Below are 17,776 nucleotides of genomic sequence, written 5' to 3' on the forward strand. Positions count from 1 at the left end.
AGAAATGGCTGAGAACTATGGGTAAAATCGAATTAAAAATCTGTATGGGCACGATGTGCTACGTCATGGGCGGCGCCGAACTGAAAGCCGCGATAGACTCCCTGCCGCACGAAGAAAGGGAACAAATCCAAATCAGTTACTCTCCGTGCCTGGGGATGTGCAACGACGGCGGGGAACCGCCCTACGTACAGGTCAACGGCCGCACGATAGCCCGCGTAAGCACGGCGGGACTCATACAAATATTAAAGGAAGAATTGCACAATGCTTTATGACAATTATGCAATGCTCACCAAACGTGAGCTGCTAATCCGACTCGTAACCTTACTCAAGGAGAACAACCTCGTAGACGGTGTCCGGTACATCCCGGTGGAGATGCGTCCGCGCGACAAGAAGAACAGTTGCTGCGTCCACAAGGACCGGTACATCATCCGCCACAAAATCATATCCATCCTCGGTTTCGACATCCGCAACGAGGAGGATATCGACCTCGTGCCGCTCTCCCATTATGCCCAGAAATCACTGGACAACAAGAACATGAAGGAGGATATCCTCTCCGTGGTGCACGAAGCGTGCAACGCCTGCATGCAGTCGCAGTACTTCATCACCAACATGTGCCGCGGCTGCGAAGCCCGTCCGTGCATGATGAACTGTCCCAAAAGCGCCATCTCGTTCAAGGGCGGCAAGGCGACCATTTCACAGGAGGACTGCGTGAGCTGCGGACTCTGTCAGCAGGTATGTCCCTACCACGCCATCATCTATACGCCCGTCCCGTGCGAAGAGGCGTGCCCCGTCAAGGCCATCTCCAAACAGCCGGACGGTACGGAACATATCGACAAGGAGAAGTGCATCTACTGCGGCAAGTGTATGCAGGCATGTCCCTACGGAGCCATCACGGAACGTTCCAAAATCATCGACGTCCACAAATGTCTTGCCGACCCGAACAAGAAGATAACAGCCATCGTCGCACCGGCCATCAACGGCCAGTTCGACGCCTCGCCGGCACAAATACTCGCCGCCATCAAGCGCATCGGATTCGACGACGTGGTGGAAGTTGCGCTCGGCGCGGAGGATACTTCCCGTAATGAAGCCGAAGAGCTTCAGGAGCGCATCGCCGCAGGGCAACCTTTCATGACGACCTCCTGCTGCCCGGCCTACACGGGATGGGTAGAGAAACATGCCCCGGTCCTGAAACCGTTCGTTTCGGAGACGCGCAGCCCGATGGTCTATGCGGCCCGTCGGGTAAAGGCCGCCGACCCGGAGATGGAGGTAGTATTCATCGGGCCGTGTCTGGCCAAAAGGCACGAGGCCGATTTCGTTCCGGAGGTAGACTACGTGATGAGCTTCGAGGAGCTGGGAGCCTTCATGGTAGCCTACGGCGTCGAGGTACAGAAGGACGAGGAGACGGCACCGCTCAACCCGGAGGTCACGAAGTTCGGCCGCGGCTATGCCATGGCAGGCGGCGTACGCAACGCCATCGTACATGCCGTGGGCGACGGCTACACCACGACCAATATCGAAGGACTCGACAAGAAAAACGCCGCCCTGCTGAAGGCGATGGTCAAAAAGCCGATAGCCCAGTTCGTGGAGGTGATGGCCTGCGAGGGAGGCTGTGTGAACGGCCCCTGCTCGCTTGCACCGCTGACGCTGGCCAAACGCCAAATCAAACGGGCGCTCACCGAATAGGAACTCCGTCCGTCAAACAAAGCCGGAGCGCGCCGCAACATGATGTTGCGGCGCGCTCCGCGTTTATGCCGTATCACGACCGCAAAAGATGACGAACAGTCCGATTCCATTAGCCAGCCGGCAGCCAGTCCATCTCTCCTCCGCCAACACCTCTGCCGCCGGCACCGCAAGGCAATGGTCTCCCGCACTTCTTCCCGCTACGTCGGGCAATGAATTATCTTCTTTGCCCGCTCGTTTCCCATCAGCCAACGCCCGGAACGGCCCGAACGGCCCCGCCGGCACGCAGCAAAGCAAACATCACGCACAAGCTACGGGGTCGGCTGTGCTCCCGCGCCTGTCTGCGAGCATCGCAGGAAGTGCCAATCGCCGGCCGACAGCTATTTCTTCCACTTCAGGCGGAGGCTGTTGGTCACCACGCTGACGCTGCTCAAGGCCATGGCGGCTCCGGCTATCATGGGGTTGAGCAGGAAACCGTTCACCGGATAGAGGATACCGGCGGCGACAGGTACACCTATCACGTTATAGACGAAGGCCCAGAAGAGATTTTGCCGGATGGTACGCACCGTCTGCGCCGAAATCCGGATAGCCACCGGTATCTTCGTCAGGTCGGAGGAGACGATGGTCATCTTGGCCACATCCATGGCGATGTCGCTGCCGCGCCCCATGGCGATACCGAGGTCGGCCTGCGCCAATGCAGCGCTGTCGTTGATACCGTCGCCCACCATAGCCACGACACGCCCCTGCTCCTGAAGCTCCCGCACGAAATCCGCCTTACCGTCGGGCAACACGCCGGCCCGGTAACGGACAATACCCGCCTGCGCGGCTATTTCACGGGCCGTCGCCTCGTTGTCGCCGGTCAGCATACAGACTTCCAGTCCGGCGCCTCGCAGTTGCCGGACTGCCTCCACGGAGCTCGCCTTCACGGTATCGGCGACGGCCACGACCCCGAGCGCCCGACTGCTGTCGGCCAGCCATATCACCGTTTTGGCCTCCGCCGTCCATGCGTCCGCCGTCGCCGCCAGTTCCTCCGTCAAGACGATATGCTGTTCGCGAAGCAGTCTCTCGCTGCCCGCATACCAGGTCTGTCCCTCCACGATACCGCTGACACCCCGACCGGTCAGGCTCCGAAAATCCACGATTTCCACATTTTCCGGCCGACCGTAATGAGCCGTCACCGCCTCAGCGAGCGGATGCTCCGACAGCGCTTCCAGTCCGGCCAATATCGCTGCAGCTTCCCGCCGTCCCTCCAGCCAAACCTCGTCCGTCACGACCGGCCGCCCCTCGGTAACGGTACCGGTTTTGTCGAGCACGACGGTATCGACCCTCCGGGCGGTCTCCAGACTATCGGCATCTTTTATCAGGATACCCTGGCCGGCCGCCTTGCCTATCCCTACCGTTATGGCGGTAGGCGTGGCGAGTCCCAGCGCACACGGACAGGCGATAATCAGGACGGTCACCAGCGCGAGAATACCGTGCGTGAAACCGTCGGAGGGGTCGAGGAGCATCCAAAGAATGAATGCCAGCAGGGCAATTCCCATGATGGTCGGTACGAAGACCGAGGCAATCCGGTCCACAAGTTTCTGCACGGGGGCCTTACTGCCCTGTGCATCCTGCACCATGCGGATGATTTGGGCGAGCAGCGTATTGCCGCCTACCTTCTCGGCACGAAAGGTAAAGCTCCCTTTCTGGTTGATGGTGCCGGCGAAGACCCCATCGCCCTCCCCTTTCCGGACAGCCACCGGTTCGCCCGTCAGCATGCTCTCGTCCACGTAGGAGGAGCCGCCCGTCACGCTGCCGTCCACGGGTATCCGTTCGCCCGGCTTCACGAGCAGGATATCGCCCGCACGCACCTCCGCAATACCCGTCTGCCGATGGCTGCCGTCTGGCGCCACGAGCGTCACCGTCCGGGGCTGGAGCCCCATCAGTTTGCGGATGGCCGAAGTCGTACTCCCCTTCGCACGCTCTTCCAACAGCCTGCCCAGTAGAATGAAGGCGATGATGACGCTCGACGCCTCGAAATAGACATGGGGATGGATGCCGCGCGAAAGCCAGAATCCCGGAAAGAGCATGTTGAAAAGACTGAAAAGGTAGGCGATGCCGGTACTGAGCGCCACGAGCGTATCCATCGTGACGGAACGGTGGCGGAGCTGCCGCCACGCATTCGTGAAAAAGCCCCTTCCGCACCAGAACAGAACCGGCGTCGAAAGGAGCCACATGATTTCGTTGGCATAGGGCATCTCCATGAAGAACATGCCTATCACCACGACCGGAGCCGACAGGAGAACCGCCCATATCGTCCGGCGCTTAAGGTCGCTTACTTTTTTTTTTGGATTTCATCGAGGGCATCGGGCGAAACGCCCTCATCCTCCACCAGCAGGTCGTAACCCGCCCGGCGGACCGCCTCGCGCAGCCCCTCGGGCGAAACGACGGCGGAGTCGTACTCCACCGACAGGTTAGCCGAAGCGAAGTTCACCGCCGCGGACACGACACCCGGCGTCTCCTTCACTGCGTTCTCCACACGCGCCGCACAGGCGGCACACCCCATCTGCAATACGGGAAATATCTTTTTTACCTTGGCCATAATACGATAACTTTTTATGTTCCGTAACGATACAAAGATGGTGACAAACCGTCCGCCGAACGTTACACAATTACCGGAAAAGTTTACAAGATTCTTATCGACATGCAGCCTGTCGGCCGCGGACATCGTGCGCACCGCCGCATTCGTCGGCCGAAGAGCCCACATGCCTCACACCTTGTCCAACGGGAGTCGTCCGGGACGCCCGGCCCGCTTGTAGGCGCTCGGCGAGAGTCCCGTCACCCGCTTGAACTGGGCACTGAGGTGGGCAACGCTCGAATAGTTGAGCATGCCGGCTATCTCGCTCAGCGAAAACTCGTCATAGGCGAGCAGCTCCTTTACCCGCTCTATCTTCTGTGCGATGAAGAACTTCTCCACCGTCGTTCCCTCCACATCGGAGAAGATGCCGCTGATGTAGTCGTAATCGTGACGCAGCCGTTCGGCCAGGTAATCGGAAAGATTGACCCGCAGGCAGCCGTTCTCCCGGTGTACGAGCTCGATGACAAGCGTCTTGACCTGCTCGGCCAGCCGTTCGCGGCGACCGTCAATGAGCTCGAAACCGAGCCGACGCAATGCCGCATCGAGCGATGCCCGTCCCGCCGCCGACAGCGGACGGGAAAGCTCCGCCTCGCCGAGCCTTACGGAGAGAGGCTCCAACCCCATCTCCTGCAACAGACTGCGCACCGCCATGATGCACCGGTCGCACACCATGTTCTTGATATATATGAAGGTCGATTCCATATATCCCGGCAAATCATCTCCAGCTCCGCGGCAGCGGCCCTGCGGCCGCCCCGACATGCACCGCTTTTCCGCAAAGATAGGGATTTCCGTCCGAAGGACGGATACCTGAATATGGCGGTTCGGCAGGTTATCGCTATCTTTGCAGCCGCAGAACAGAAAGAAACGAAGAAGGCCATACACATGAAAACCACGGAATTCCCCCACCGCAAGATATGGCGCATTACCTACCCGGTGCTGATAAGCCTGCTCATGGAGCACCTCATCGGCATGACCGACACCGCATTCATGGGACATGTCGGCGAAGTGGAACTCGGCGCATCCGCCATAGCGGGTATCTACTACATGGTACTATACATGCTGGGATTCGGCTTCAGCGTGGGTGCCGAAATCCTTATGGGCCGCCGCAACGGCGAGGGACAATACCGCTCGATAGGCAATATCTTCTTTCAGGGAAGCGCAATACTGATGATGATAGCCGCCGCCGTCACCCTCCTCTCCTACACCGTATCGCCCGTGCTGCTGCGGAACATCCTCTCTTCGCCGGCCATCTACGGGGCCACCATGGACTACATCAACCTGCGCATCTGGGGGCTCTTCTTCTCGCTCATCGCCTGCATGTTCCGTGCCTTCTACATGGCCACCACACGCACCTCCATCCTCACGCTGAACGGTATCGTAATGGTACTCAGCAACGTGGTGCTCAACTACATATTCGTCTTCGGGAAACTCGGCCTGCCCGCCATGGGGATTGCAGGAGCAGCCATCGGCTCGACTGCCGCGGAGTTTATCTCCGTCGTCTTCTTCGTACTCTATACCCGCCGGCGGACGGACTACAAACGCTACGGCATGTTCCGTTTCACGCGCCTCTCGCCGCTGATACAGCGACAGATATTCCGTGTTTCGGGCTGGACGACCGTACAGTATTTCATCTCGTCGGCTACGTGGCTCTTCTTCTTCCTTGCCATCGAGCACCTCGGCGAACGGCCGCTCGCCGTATCGAACATCGTACGGAACGTATCGGCATTCTTCTACATGTTCGTATCGGCTTTCGCTTCGACCGGAACGGCCATCGTCAGCAATCTGATGGGCAACGGCAAACCGCAGGAGGTCATGCCCGTTTGCTACCGCATCATGCGGATGTGCGCGGCGGCCATCCTGCCGCTGTTCCTGCTCGCCATGGCCTTCCCGGCGCTCATCATGCGCATCTTCACCGACAATGCCGACCTGATAGCCGCCGCCGTACCCTCCATGCGCGTCATGCTGCTCATCTACATCCTCAACGTGCCGGCCTACGTCCTCTTCCTCGCCGTATCGGGAACAGGCAATACGCGCCAGGCATTCCTGATGGAGCTCGCCTCAACGACGCTCTACGTCATCTACATCTGCATCATCGCTGTCCGGCTCCGCTCCGACATCGCCCTCTGCTGGACGAGCGACGCCGTATATGCCCTCGGACTGCTGGTCCTCTCCTATCTCTACCTGAAAAGGGCCGACTGGCAATCGAAGAGGATATGACATATCGGGACGAGGGCATCCGCCTTCGACCCCGGTACGTACATTCCGAAACGGTACGTGCTTTCCGACATCGGCACCCGGTCACCGACGACACCGCATTGATTCTTACAGACTGAAAGGGGCCGTATCGCTTTGAACCGCATTTGTTCAAAGCGATACGGCCCCTTCCGATAACCCGCGGCAATTCGGCCGACCGGAAACTGCGGCATACCCGGCTATTTCACTTCACACGAGGAAGCCTCGGCGTAGTGATAGGTCACCGTCTGTTTCACGTCCGGATGCAGAGATTTCCCCACGGGACAAGTTTCCCCGGCCCCCTCGATTATCCTCCTGCACCGGTCCGTATAGCTGCCGGGAAAATAGAAATCGAGCTTTATCTCGGCGATACGGCGCGGATTGGCCGCCATGACTTTCTGTATCTCCACCCTCGTTCCCTTGAGTTCTATCTCCAGCCGGCGGGCCGCCAAGGCCATGAGCGTCAGCATACAGCTGCCCAAAGCCGCAGCCACCATATCGGTCGGCGAAATATATTCGCCCTTGCCGTTGTTGTCTGTCGGTGCATCGGTCATCACCTTGTTGCCCGACTGTACATGGGTTATCTCCGTTCGGAGGTCGCCCAGGTATAAGGTCTGTATCGTTGCCATCTCCTCGTATTTTTTATGGATTCGCAATTGCCGTTTCCGGCCCTTTTGTACAGAACAAAGATAATACCTGAACGCCACAATCCGAATACGAAACCCCCATCTCTTTTCCTATACCGCCATAAGGATTCCCTATCGCCGACAGCTCCCCTCCCTCCTGAAAACGGAACGGGACAGCCATGCCGTCCCGCCCGTTCACCGCATCGCCCGGATGGGCAGCCGGTTATCTTTTCACGAAAGAGCCGTTCTCCGACAATCCCGGAGCCTCCAGCACCAGCGTATAGGTACCCGGCGCCAGAGCGGAGACATTCAACGTACCGTACCCCCGGCTATCCAGCGCCACCGTACCCGCAATCACCTGGCGGGCCGCCGCGTCGTACACCGTTACCTCCACTTCCGCATTCCGCACACCGGCCGCTATACCGAGTTCGTCGCCGGCCGGATTCGGAGAGAGACGCAAACCCTCGGCAGGCGCAGCCGGTTCCGGACCGTTCAGCACGGTAACGGTCAGAACGGACTGTACCCCCTCGCCGTCGAGGTCGGTAGCCGTCACCGTCACACGGCCCGTTCCCTTGCCAACCGGGAGAAGCACCAACCGCCCCTCCCGCACCGCAGCATCGACGATATCCTCGTTGCGGTTGATAAGTGAATAGGACAACATATCCCCGTCCCCGAAATTCGGGTCGGTGAAATATTCCGACAGGTCGAAACTCAGGGCATAGGCCTCACCGACATTCTCGAATTCGACGGGGGCGAAATCCTGCTGCGTCCGCGGTTTGCCGTTCTCGTAATCTCCGGTGGAGTGCGAAAAGGAGACCTTCTCCGACTCATGACCGAAACGGTCGATACCGGAGACTTCGAAACGGTACTCCGTATTGTACTGTCCCGTCCATATATAGGTCGCCGTCTCTGCTACGGCCGTATAGTTCCGCAGCACGACTTCGCCGGAGGTATCCGGAGCCTTGCCCTCGGTCTTGCCGATGCCCCGGCCCGTATAGGTCAGCCGGAACTCCGCTACGGGCAACCCGTTGCCGTCGGCCGGAACCGTCCATGCCAGTTCGAGCTCCCTTCCCATGGCTCTCGCAGCAGGCGCCGAAACCGTACCCGGAGCCGTACCGGCATCCTCCAGGAATATCATTCCCGCATCCGCAAGGCCGACACCGAGTTTGCCGTCGTATTTCGGCTCCACATATTCGCTGACGCTCCTGTAACTCCGCAGCAATATTTCACGGCACTCTTCGACGGTAAAACCGGGGTGGCCGACACCGTAATGAGCGACGACCAGCGCAGCGATACCCGACACATGCGGACAGGCCATCGAAGTGCCCCATTTATAACTGTAGCCTCCGTCGAGGTCGGTACTGTACACCCGGTCCGCATCGCTGTAGTTGCGGTCGTTGCCGTCAGCCCCTCCCGGAGCGAAGATGTCCACGTCGTCGCTGTAATTCGCATAGTTGGGTCGGGTATAATCGGAACACATCGCCGTCACGCAGAGCGTCCGAGGGTCGGCCGCAGGCATGCGGGCACTGGGTGTCCCCTCGTTGCCGGCAGCAAAGACCAGCAGGCCGCCCTTCATGGGCCCCGTCTGGTTGCCGTTCTCATCGACACCCGCATTGGCGATGAAGTAATCCAGCGCATCGGAGACATCCTGCGGCATCGCCACCCCGCTGGTGTATCCCCAGCTGTTCTGACTTATCACCGCTCCGTTATCCGCCGCATAGGCGTAGGCATCGGGATAACTGCCCGCATTGGCACTGGTGCTGTCGAATATCGCCAGAGACATTATCCGAGCGCCGTCGCCGTTGCCCGTGCCACCGGCCACACCGCAGACACCGATGCCGTTGTTATTGACAGCCGCCACCGTACCGGCCACATGCGTACCGTGCGTACCGGGATTGATGGTACCCGAATCGAGGATGACGTTCCATCCGTAAATATCGTCCACATACCCGTTATTGTCATCGTCCACGCCGGGCGTACCGTTCAGTTCGGCTTCATTCACCCACATGTTCCCGGCAAGGTCGGGATGGTCGTATTCCACCCCGTGGTCGGTGACGGCCACTATCACCGACGGGTCGCCGGCAGTGACTTCCCATGCTTCGAAAAGGTTGATATCCGAACCCTCGACCCACTTGGTGCCGCTTCCGTCGTTGTTATAGTGCCACTGCTTCGGAAGTCCCGGGTCGTCGAAAGGCCCTGCCCCCGCACGCTCCGCTCTCCGCTGTGCCGGGACATACACGGCCTCTTCGGGCAGCGTATTCCCCGCATCGAACATCCGGATGGTATAGACCGGCTGCACATGCGCGACAGCGGACAGGGAGCCAAGCTCGGCCTGGGCACGCGACACGGGCAGCGTATCGTCGAACTTCACGTCGTACCAGAGATGAAGGCCGAATTTCCTACGGCGTTCGGCGAACCGTCCGCCTTCATGGAACACCCGGCGCACCTCGGTAGCTCCGAGCGAAGCGGCTATCCGGTCCAGCTCCGGGTCACCCGACTCCATGGCACCGCGCGTGAAAGTCCCCACACGCAGAGCCTGTGCGTCATCGCGCAGCTTTATCCTCACCCATCCTTTGAGTACCCCCTCATCATCGGGAGCATAGGTCTCCTGCGGTATCTGTCCGTCGGAAAGCGGAGCCTCCGGCTCCCTGACGCAGGAGAAAACGATGCCTGCCAAAAGCAGCATCAACAACAGTTTATATCCGTTCATCCTTTCGTTTATTTAGGTTCTCATCACTGGTTTCGTTCATTTCCGGTACGGGGAACGGCTGCCGATACGGCAGACATTCCGTTCGGCAGACCATTGTTCTCTCCTTCCTCCGACACCCCGCAATTCCCTTCCGGAGCCGGTGCCGCAGGATGCGCAGACGCTCCGCCACGGACCCAGGGCGTCATCTCTTCAGGAACGTCCCTCTCCACGTATCCGGTTCGCCGTCGCCCACAAACGTATAGATGCCGGGCGCCAGAGCGGAGACATCGAGTTCCGCCACGCCCTGCGCGTCGAAATCGAGATGGCCTCCGATAACCTTGCGGGCCGCCGCATCGTAGACGGCAAACTCCATGCTGTCGCCTGCCGCCTGGCCGAGATGGACATGCAACAGGTCGGCCACCGGATTGGGATAGAGCGCGAATCCCTCGACGGAGGGTTCATCGGGTTTATCGGAAGGGTCGGGCCCGTTCTCGATAATTACCGTCATGGCCGACTGCGCCACCTCGCCGTCGAGGTCGGTAGCCAGCACGGTAACGTTGGCGGTACCTCTGGCCAACGGTTCAAGGACCAATACGTTCCCCTCCTCCAATGTCGTCCGCACGATATGCTCGTAACGGTTGGTAATGCTATAAGCAAGCACATCGCCGTCGGCCAGGTTGGGGTCGCTAAAATAGTCCGACAACACGAACCGCACGGAGGAGGCCGCACCCGCCTCGGCTATCTTGATATTTCCGAACCGCTCCGTTATCCGCGGCTTTTCATTCGCATAGTCTCCTGTCGTACAAGCGATGGCGACTGCATTGGAAACATTTCCGAACCGGTCCACCGCCGACACAAGGAGCTCATATTCCGTATTGTAGCGCCCCTCTACCGTGTACAACACCCGGTCGCCCGCTTCTGCGTAATTGCTGAAGGAGAGCTCCTCGGAGACCTCCTCGCGGTCGGCGAACTTGCCGACTCCTCTTCCCGTATAGGTCACCGTAAATCCGGCCACGGCCATTCCGTTGCCGTCGGCAGGTACCAGCCACGACAGCCTCAGACCGTTCAGTACGGCCTCCGCCTCGGGTGAGGTGATTTCGCCGGGGACGCTTTCGGGATTCTCCAGAAAGATAAGCCCTGCATCTATCAGTCCCACGCCGAGTTTACCGTCGTATTTAGCCCCTACGTACTCGCTCACCGGACGGTAGCTGCGCAAAAGCCGCTCCTTGAGCTGCTCCGCCGTAAAATCCGAGTGTCCTACCCCATAATGCGACACTATCAGCGCAGCCACGCCCGAAACGTGCGGACAAGCCATCGAGGTACCGCTCATGTAGACATAGCCGCCGCCGAAATCGGTACTGTATACCTGACACTCCCGCGGATAGCTCGTGTCGTTGCCGTCGGCTCCGCCCGGAGCATAGATATCCGCCATGACACCGTAGTTAGAGTACCCCGCCTTGGTATAATCCGGTCCCATAGCCGTCACCGCCACGGTGCGCGGGTCGGCAGCGGGCTGCTGTATAGCCGAAGAGTCGTTGTTCCCTCCGGCGAATATCAGGATACCGCCCGCCATCGGACCGGTCTGTACATCGTTTACGCCGTCGCCGTCCGTATCGTCCATACCGGCATTCTCGATAAAGTAATCGAACGCATCGGACATATCCTGAGGCAAAACAGCCATATTATTGTACACCCAACTGTTCTGGGATATGACCGCACCGTTGTCCGCGGCATAAAGATACGCTTCGGCACCCTTGCCCGACTCCACGGTATCGAATACCTGGCACGACATGAGCCGGACGCCGTCTCCCTCGCCCGTACCGCCGGCCACACCGCAGACGCCGATGCCGTTGTTATTGACGGCACCAACCGTTCCCGCCACATGCGTTCCGTGGCTGTTGGGGGCTATCTCTCCGCTTTCGCGCATGGTATTCCATCCGTAAATATCGTCCACATACCCGTTGCCGTCGTCATCCACACCCGGCATACCGTTCAGTTCCGCCTCGTTCACCCACATGTTGGCCGCCAGGTCGGGATGGTCCCACTGCACGCCGCCGTCCATGATAGCCACAATTACGGCCGGGTCTCCCGCCGTGGTCTTCCACGCCTCGAACAGGTCGATATCGGCACCCTCTACGGCACGTCTGATGGAACCTTCGTTGTTGTAATGCCACTGCTGCGGCAGCCCCGGGTCGTCGAACGGCTCGTCCGAAGGCCGTGCCGCACCGATTGCCGCAGGTCTGTACACCATCTCCCCCGGAATACCGCGCCCATTGTCCAGCGGCACTATCCGATAGATGGGCTGGACATGCGCTACGCCGGGAAGCGACGAGATGCCGTCCTGGGCACGAGACACGGGCACATCCTCATCGAAACGGATGTCGTACCACAAATGAAACCCATACCTGCGGCGGCGTTCGGCAAACCGGCCGCCGTCGCTGAAACTGCGCCGTATTTCGGTGGCACCAAGCGCAGCGGCGGCCCGGTCCAGTTCCGGATTGCCCGAATCGGCCTCACCGCGCGTAAACACCCCCACCTTGAGCGGTGCCGCATCCTCCTGCAGCTTTATCCTTATCCAGCCGCTGACAACCGACCCGTCGTCGGCCACTGCTTCCGGTTCCCGGCCGGGACAGATTCCGGAGTCCGTCGCAGGCTCCCTGACACACGACAATGCGGCCAACGAAACCACTCCCAAAAACAAATATTTATAATTCATCGCAATGCAAAACTTTAATCCGCTCTTTCGAATCCCGGCCGCTATACCGGCCGGACATTCCCATCGCAATACAGGTTCCGTGGCACACCGCCAAGGAACCTGTATCGCATAACTCATTCATACATATCGGCTGCCGTCACCTCTTCACGAACGATGCCTTGAGCGTCTGATTCCCGTGTACGACAGCGAGCGTATAGGCGCCGGGACTCCATGCCGCAGCATCCACACTACCTGCACCGTTCGTATCCAACGTCACGCCGCCGCCGTAAATCTTTCTCGCCGCAGCATCATAAACCGTTACATCCACCGTTGCTCCGGACGCCTCCGAAAGCGAGAATCCGAGTGCATCGCCCACGGGGTTCTCCGTTACGGTCAGGGCGGATACGGCCTGGCCCGGTGCAGGTCCGCTGGTTACCGACACCCGGAACTTCAGCTCGGCGGACGCTCCCGCCAGGTCGGTAGCCGTCACGGTGATGTTGGCCGACCCCTTTGCCTTGGGCGTCAGAGTCAGGATGTCCTCGGCTACGGACACGGCAACCACGGCTTCATTGCTGCTGCTTGCCGTATAGGCCAGCACGTCGCCGTCGGAAAGGTTGCGGTCGGTGAAGTAATCCGAAAGCGTATATTGTCTGATATTCTCCTCGCCCGGAGCCGCGATATTGCTGTCGCCGATTTTCTCCATGACCGTAGGAGCCACGTTTTCGAACGTACCGAGCGTCACGGAGAGCTCTTTGGCTTCGGTCGTCCTGTTTCCCCAGCGGTCTTCGGTCTGGATACTGATATCATAAGCGGTATTGTACTTTCCGTCCAACGCATAGGTCACCTCGGTACCCACATTGTAGAGGTTCCTTATCTCCTGCTCGACGGGTTCCTCACCTTCGGCACCGTAAGTTACCCAATAGGTAGCCACCGCCGCTCCGTTACCGTCGGCCGGCACCGTCCACGTCAGGTTTATCTTATTGAGTTCCGAAGAGACCTCCGCATCGTCCACATTGGCCGGTACCGTACCGGGGTCGTCCATCAGAGCGGCTGCGGCATCGAGCAGTCCGACGCCTATGTCACCGAGCTGGTCGTCGGGAATCAGGCCGCCCATCGGTCGGTAACCGTTCAGCAGACGTTTCTTGCACTCCTCCGCCGTAAAGCCCTCGCCGCCGAAGTGCGACACTATCAGTGCAGCCACACCCGAAACGTGCGGGCAGGCCATCGAGGTTCCCCACAGATGCGAATAGCCGACCTCTCCGGTGTAGGAGTCCTTGTACGTACTGAGCACATTCCCCTTTCCGCCCTGCGAACCGGCACCGCCCGGGGCAAGGATGTCTATCTCCGGACCGCAGCTCGAATAGGAACCCTTCTCATAGTTCGGACCCGATGCGGCCACCGCTATCACCTTGTCGCTCGCAGCGGGCAGAAGCGTCGGACCGCCTGCATTGCCGGCTGCGAAGATGATGATTCCGCCCGCCATCGGGCCGGTCTGTACATCGTTCACGCCGTCGCCGTCCGTATCGTCCATACCGGCATTCTCATTGAAATAGGTAAAAGCCTGTTCGTAGGAGTACGGAAGTTTGCCCGTCACGCCGAGTGTCCAACTGTTCTGCGAAATCACTGCCCCATTATCGGCGGCATACGCATACGTTTCAGGGGCACGTTCCGAAAACTGCGACGAACCGCCGGCCACAGGCTGATACAGTATCTGAAGACTCATTATCCGCACGCCGTCCTCCTCACCGGTTCCGCCGGCCACGCCGCAGACACCGATGCCGTTGTTGTTTACCGCGCTGATAGTACCCGCTACATGGGTACCGTGTCCTTCGGGAATGATATCCGGGGAATTGTTTATATAATTCCACCCGTGAATATCGTCTTTATAGCCGTTGCCGTCGTCATCGACACCTTCCGCACCGTTCATCTCGGCCTCGTTCACCCAGATATGGGCCGCCAAATCTTCATGGTCGAGCACGATTCCCTGGTCATGCACAGACACGATGACGTTCGGTTTGCCGGTCTCGACCTTCCATGCCTCGAACAGGTTGATGTCGGCACCGGCTGTAAATCCGTTCTCCCCCTCGTTGTTGTAATGCCACTGCTGGGAGAGCATCGGGTCGTTGAACGGCATCTCAGTGCGCGTAACCGCTACCGAAGGAGTATAGATGACATTGTCGGGCACATAGACCGCATCGGCATCCGTACTCTTGATGACATAGACGGGTTCGATATACTCCACTCCGTCGATGGTCGCAAACCTGTCTGCAGCACGCGACACGGGTACACTTTCATCGAAACGCACGTCGTACCACAGATGCAGGCCGTACCGGCGGCGGCGCTCCGCGAACCGGCCGCCGTCGCTGAATACGCGCCGCACCTCGGTAGCACCCAGTTCGGCCGCGATACGGTCCATATCCTCATTTCCGGACTCCATGGCACCGCGGGTGAACACCCCCGCACGCAGCGGAGCGGCATCCTCCTTGATTTTTATCCTTATCCACCCGTCGCGCACTTCGCCTGCCCCCATCTCGGTTTTGGCCTCCGGTTTGGTTTCTTCCGTAAAGGAAGCCTCCTTGGTACAGGAAGCCGCCGCAAGGGCACATACGGACATCAATAAATATTGTACTTTTTTCATCCTTGTTATTATGTATTAAATGTTTGTTCCGTCTCCTCAGGCGGACATCCCGCCCTTCCGCTCCGGTGTCCGAACCCGCCGGGCACCATTCGGTTCCATCGACCGCTACCGTTTCACAAAAGTACCGCGCACCGTCCGTCCGCCACCTTCCGCAACAAGCGAATAGGCTCCCGGACTAAGACGGCTGACATCGAGCTCCACACCGCCGCCGACTATCTCTTCCCTGGCCTCCATCACCAGCCGGGCAGCACCGTCATAAATGCGTACGGCCGCTTCGCCCTCCGTGTCACCCAACCGGACATTCAGCCTGTCAGCCACCGGATTGGGACTTATTGCAACCGCCCCGTCATCGCCCGAGGGGCCCGTACCTCCGGCTACCGTAGCATATATCGAGAAACCCACCGTCGCCCCGGCAAGGTCGGATGCCGTCACTGTCACCAGGCTCGTTCCTTTGGCACGCGGAATCAGCCTCAGCACCTCCCCTGCCACCTCTGTGGCGACGATATCCTCGTTCACGCTCGTCGCCGAATAGGAGAGCTCGTCGCCGTATTCAAGGTCGGGGTCGGTAAAATAAGGAGTGAGCGTTATGCTCACGATACTCGTCTCCGCCGTATCGGGCATGGATACATCCGCCATCCTTTCGGAAGTCCTCTCCGGCGGACGATTCTCGAAATTGCCTATGGATACCGAACCGGACACCGCCTCCGAACTGTTTCCGAACCGGTCTATAGAACGAACGTTTATTTCGTAATCGGTATTGTACAGCCCTTCGAAGGTGTACACCATGGTCTGCCCCACGTCGTAACGGTTCGCAACGGTTCCGCCACCCGGCGTGCCGCCCCCTTCTTTCGGGGCATACTCCACGACAAACTGCGCGACGGCATTCCCGTTGCCGTCGGCAGGCACGCGCCACGGCACGCTCACCGTATTGCCCGACACCTGCATGGAACCGAATTCCACGACACCCGGCTGCGACTGGGGGTCCGTCACGAATGCGGCCCCCGCATCGAGCAGTCCCACGCCCAGTACGCCGAGTTCCGCATCGTCGTCGGCAAGACCGCCGACAGGACGGTATGCCCGCAGCAGTATCTCACGGCACTGCTCGGCCGTAAACCCTTCCTGTCCGTATTCCGCGATTATGAGGGCTGCCACGCCCGATACATGCGGACACGCCATCGACGTACCGTACATGGCGGCATAATCGTTATCGGCAACCGTACTCCACACCCGGCGTTTCGAATTGGCGGCCTTCACGCCGCCCGGCGCCATGATATCGGCTTCCGCTCCCCGGTTGGAATAGGCTTCCAGCTTGAAAGTCGCCCCCATTGCCGTGACGGCCACACACCTCGCATCGGCCGCAGGATACTCTATTCTCCCGCCGGAATTGCCCGCCGCACAGATGATGATACCTCCCTTCATGGGGCCGGTCTGACGGTCATTCACCCCGTCGCCGTCGCTGTCGTCCATTCCCGCATTTTCGATGAAATAGTCGAAAGCTTCGTCGTAGGCTCTCGGAAGCGACGACAGCCGGGTCCACGTCCAACTGTTCTGCGAAATCACGGCCCCGTTATCGGCGGCATACACGAAACACTCCGCATTCGTATCGCCTACGGATTCGTCGCCCTCGAATATCTGCATCGACATGATGCGGGCTCCGTCGCCATTGCCCGTACCGCCGGCCACGCCGCAGACGCCTATGCCGTTGTTATTGACTGCCGCCACCGTACCGGCTACATGCGTACCGTGGTCTTCCGGAACTATCGTTCCGCTGTCCCGGACAAAATTCCATCCGTATATGTCATCCACATAGCCGTTTCCGTCGTCATCCACACCTTCCGTTCCGTTCAGTTCGGCCTCGTTCACCCACATGTTGGCAGCCAGGTCTTCATGGTCGAACTGCACGCCGGAATCCGTCACGGCGACTATCACGGCCGGACTGCCCGCGGTGGTTTTCCACCCTTCAAACAGATTCATGTCGGCACCGGCTTCCGTCCCGCTGATGGTACCGTCGTTATAATAATGCCACTGCTGGGAGAGCATCGGGTCGTCGAAAGGCCACTGTCCCTCCTCTGCCGCCGGCACGGGCGGCTCGTACAGCGCTTCGGCAGGAATCGCGGCAGCGTCAAGGCGCTGTATCCGGTACACCGGTTCCGCATAAGCCACTCCCGGAAGCGCAGCAAATTCAGCCCCGGCCCGCGATACGGGAATCTCCTCGTCGAAACGTATATCGTACCACAAATGCAGACCGTACCGGCGGCGCCTCTCGGCAAAACGGCCTCCGTCGCGGAAAACGCGCCGCACCTCGGTAGCACCGAGCGCAGCCGCCACCTCATCGATATCTCCGTCGCCCGTCGCAGCTTCGCCGCGTGTAAACTGCCCAGTCCGGAGCGCTTCGGGACCCTCTTCCGAAAGCTTTATCCGTATCCAGCCCCTGATTACCTCATCGCCGTCGGCATATATCCGGTCGCCGTCTTCCGGCTCCACACCGACTGTAAAACTCTCCTTCGCACAGGAAATCAGCAATCCCGCACAAAGCCCTGCCAACCAATACCTGTATTTCATACATTATTCGTTCTTTCCGTTTTCTTCTGCACTA

General features: G+C 59.5%; 9 protein-coding genes and 1 pseudogene. 3 read left to right on the forward strand and 7 right to left on the reverse strand.

Annotated elements, in window-relative coordinates; genetic code table 11:
- The first annotated feature begins 17 nt into the window (after positions 1 to 17).
- The gene (locus BQ5361_RS06280; RefSeq protein ID WP_022063857.1) at positions 18 to 272 is read left to right on the forward strand and encodes an NAD(P)H-dependent oxidoreductase subunit E; all 255 of its coding nucleotides are present in this window, start codon (positions 18 to 20) and stop codon (positions 270 to 272) included.
- Between the two features lie 10 nt (positions 273 to 282).
- Entirely contained in the window at positions 283 to 1,683 is a 1,401-nt protein-coding gene (locus BQ5361_RS06285) for a monomeric [FeFe] hydrogenase (protein ID WP_257587947.1), read from the forward strand.
- A 377-nt stretch (positions 1,684 to 2,060) separates the two neighbouring features.
- Here BQ5361_RS06285 and BQ5361_RS06290 read toward each other — a convergent pair.
- Positions 2,061 to 4,264: pseudogene (locus BQ5361_RS06290) on the reverse strand (heavy metal translocating P-type ATPase).
- Positions 4,265 to 4,432: 168 nt separating this feature from the next.
- Positions 4,433 to 5,002, reverse strand: a complete 570-nt coding sequence (locus BQ5361_RS06295; protein ID WP_022063863.1) for a helix-turn-helix domain-containing protein — start codon at positions 5,000 to 5,002, stop codon at positions 4,433 to 4,435.
- 180 nt (positions 5,003 to 5,182) lie between these two features.
- On the opposite strand from BQ5361_RS06295, the gene BQ5361_RS06300 reads away from it, so the two are divergent.
- Complete coding sequence (locus BQ5361_RS06300) at positions 5,183 to 6,517, forward strand: MATE family efflux transporter (protein ID WP_035473825.1); 1,335 nt, start codon at positions 5,183 to 5,185, stop codon at positions 6,515 to 6,517.
- Between the two features lie 215 nt (positions 6,518 to 6,732).
- Here BQ5361_RS06300 and BQ5361_RS06305 read toward each other — a convergent pair whose 3' ends face one another.
- From BQ5361_RS06305 to BQ5361_RS06325, 5 genes are all read right to left on the reverse strand, one after another.
- Entirely contained in the window at positions 6,733 to 7,161 is a 429-nt protein-coding gene (locus tag BQ5361_RS06305) for an OsmC family protein (protein ID WP_035473777.1), read from the reverse strand.
- Between the two features lie 220 nt (positions 7,162 to 7,381).
- Positions 7,382 to 9,868: a S8 family serine peptidase gene (locus tag BQ5361_RS06310; protein WP_052131082.1), complete on the reverse strand. Its 2,487-nt coding sequence runs from the start codon at positions 9,866 to 9,868 to the stop codon at positions 7,382 to 7,384.
- Between the two features lie 181 nt (positions 9,869 to 10,049).
- Positions 10,050 to 12,563, reverse strand: a complete 2,514-nt coding sequence (locus BQ5361_RS06315) for a S8 family serine peptidase (RefSeq protein WP_052131081.1) — start codon at positions 12,561 to 12,563, stop codon at positions 10,050 to 10,052.
- A gap of 136 nt (positions 12,564 to 12,699) precedes the next feature.
- Positions 12,700 to 15,180 carry a S8 family serine peptidase gene (locus tag BQ5361_RS06320; RefSeq protein WP_052131080.1) on the reverse strand — a complete coding sequence of 827 codons (2,481 nt, stop codon included), beginning with the start codon at positions 15,178 to 15,180 and terminating at the stop codon, positions 12,700 to 12,702.
- 105 nt (positions 15,181 to 15,285) lie between these two features.
- Positions 15,286 to 17,742: a S8 family serine peptidase gene (locus tag BQ5361_RS06325; RefSeq protein WP_052131079.1), complete on the reverse strand. Its 2,457-nt coding sequence runs from the start codon at positions 17,740 to 17,742 to the stop codon at positions 15,286 to 15,288.
- Positions 17,743 to 17,776: the final 34 nt, after the last annotated feature.

Source organism: Tidjanibacter massiliensis, assembly GCF_900104605.1.
GTDB classification, from domain to species: domain Bacteria; phylum Bacteroidota; class Bacteroidia; order Bacteroidales; family Rikenellaceae; genus Tidjanibacter; species Tidjanibacter inops.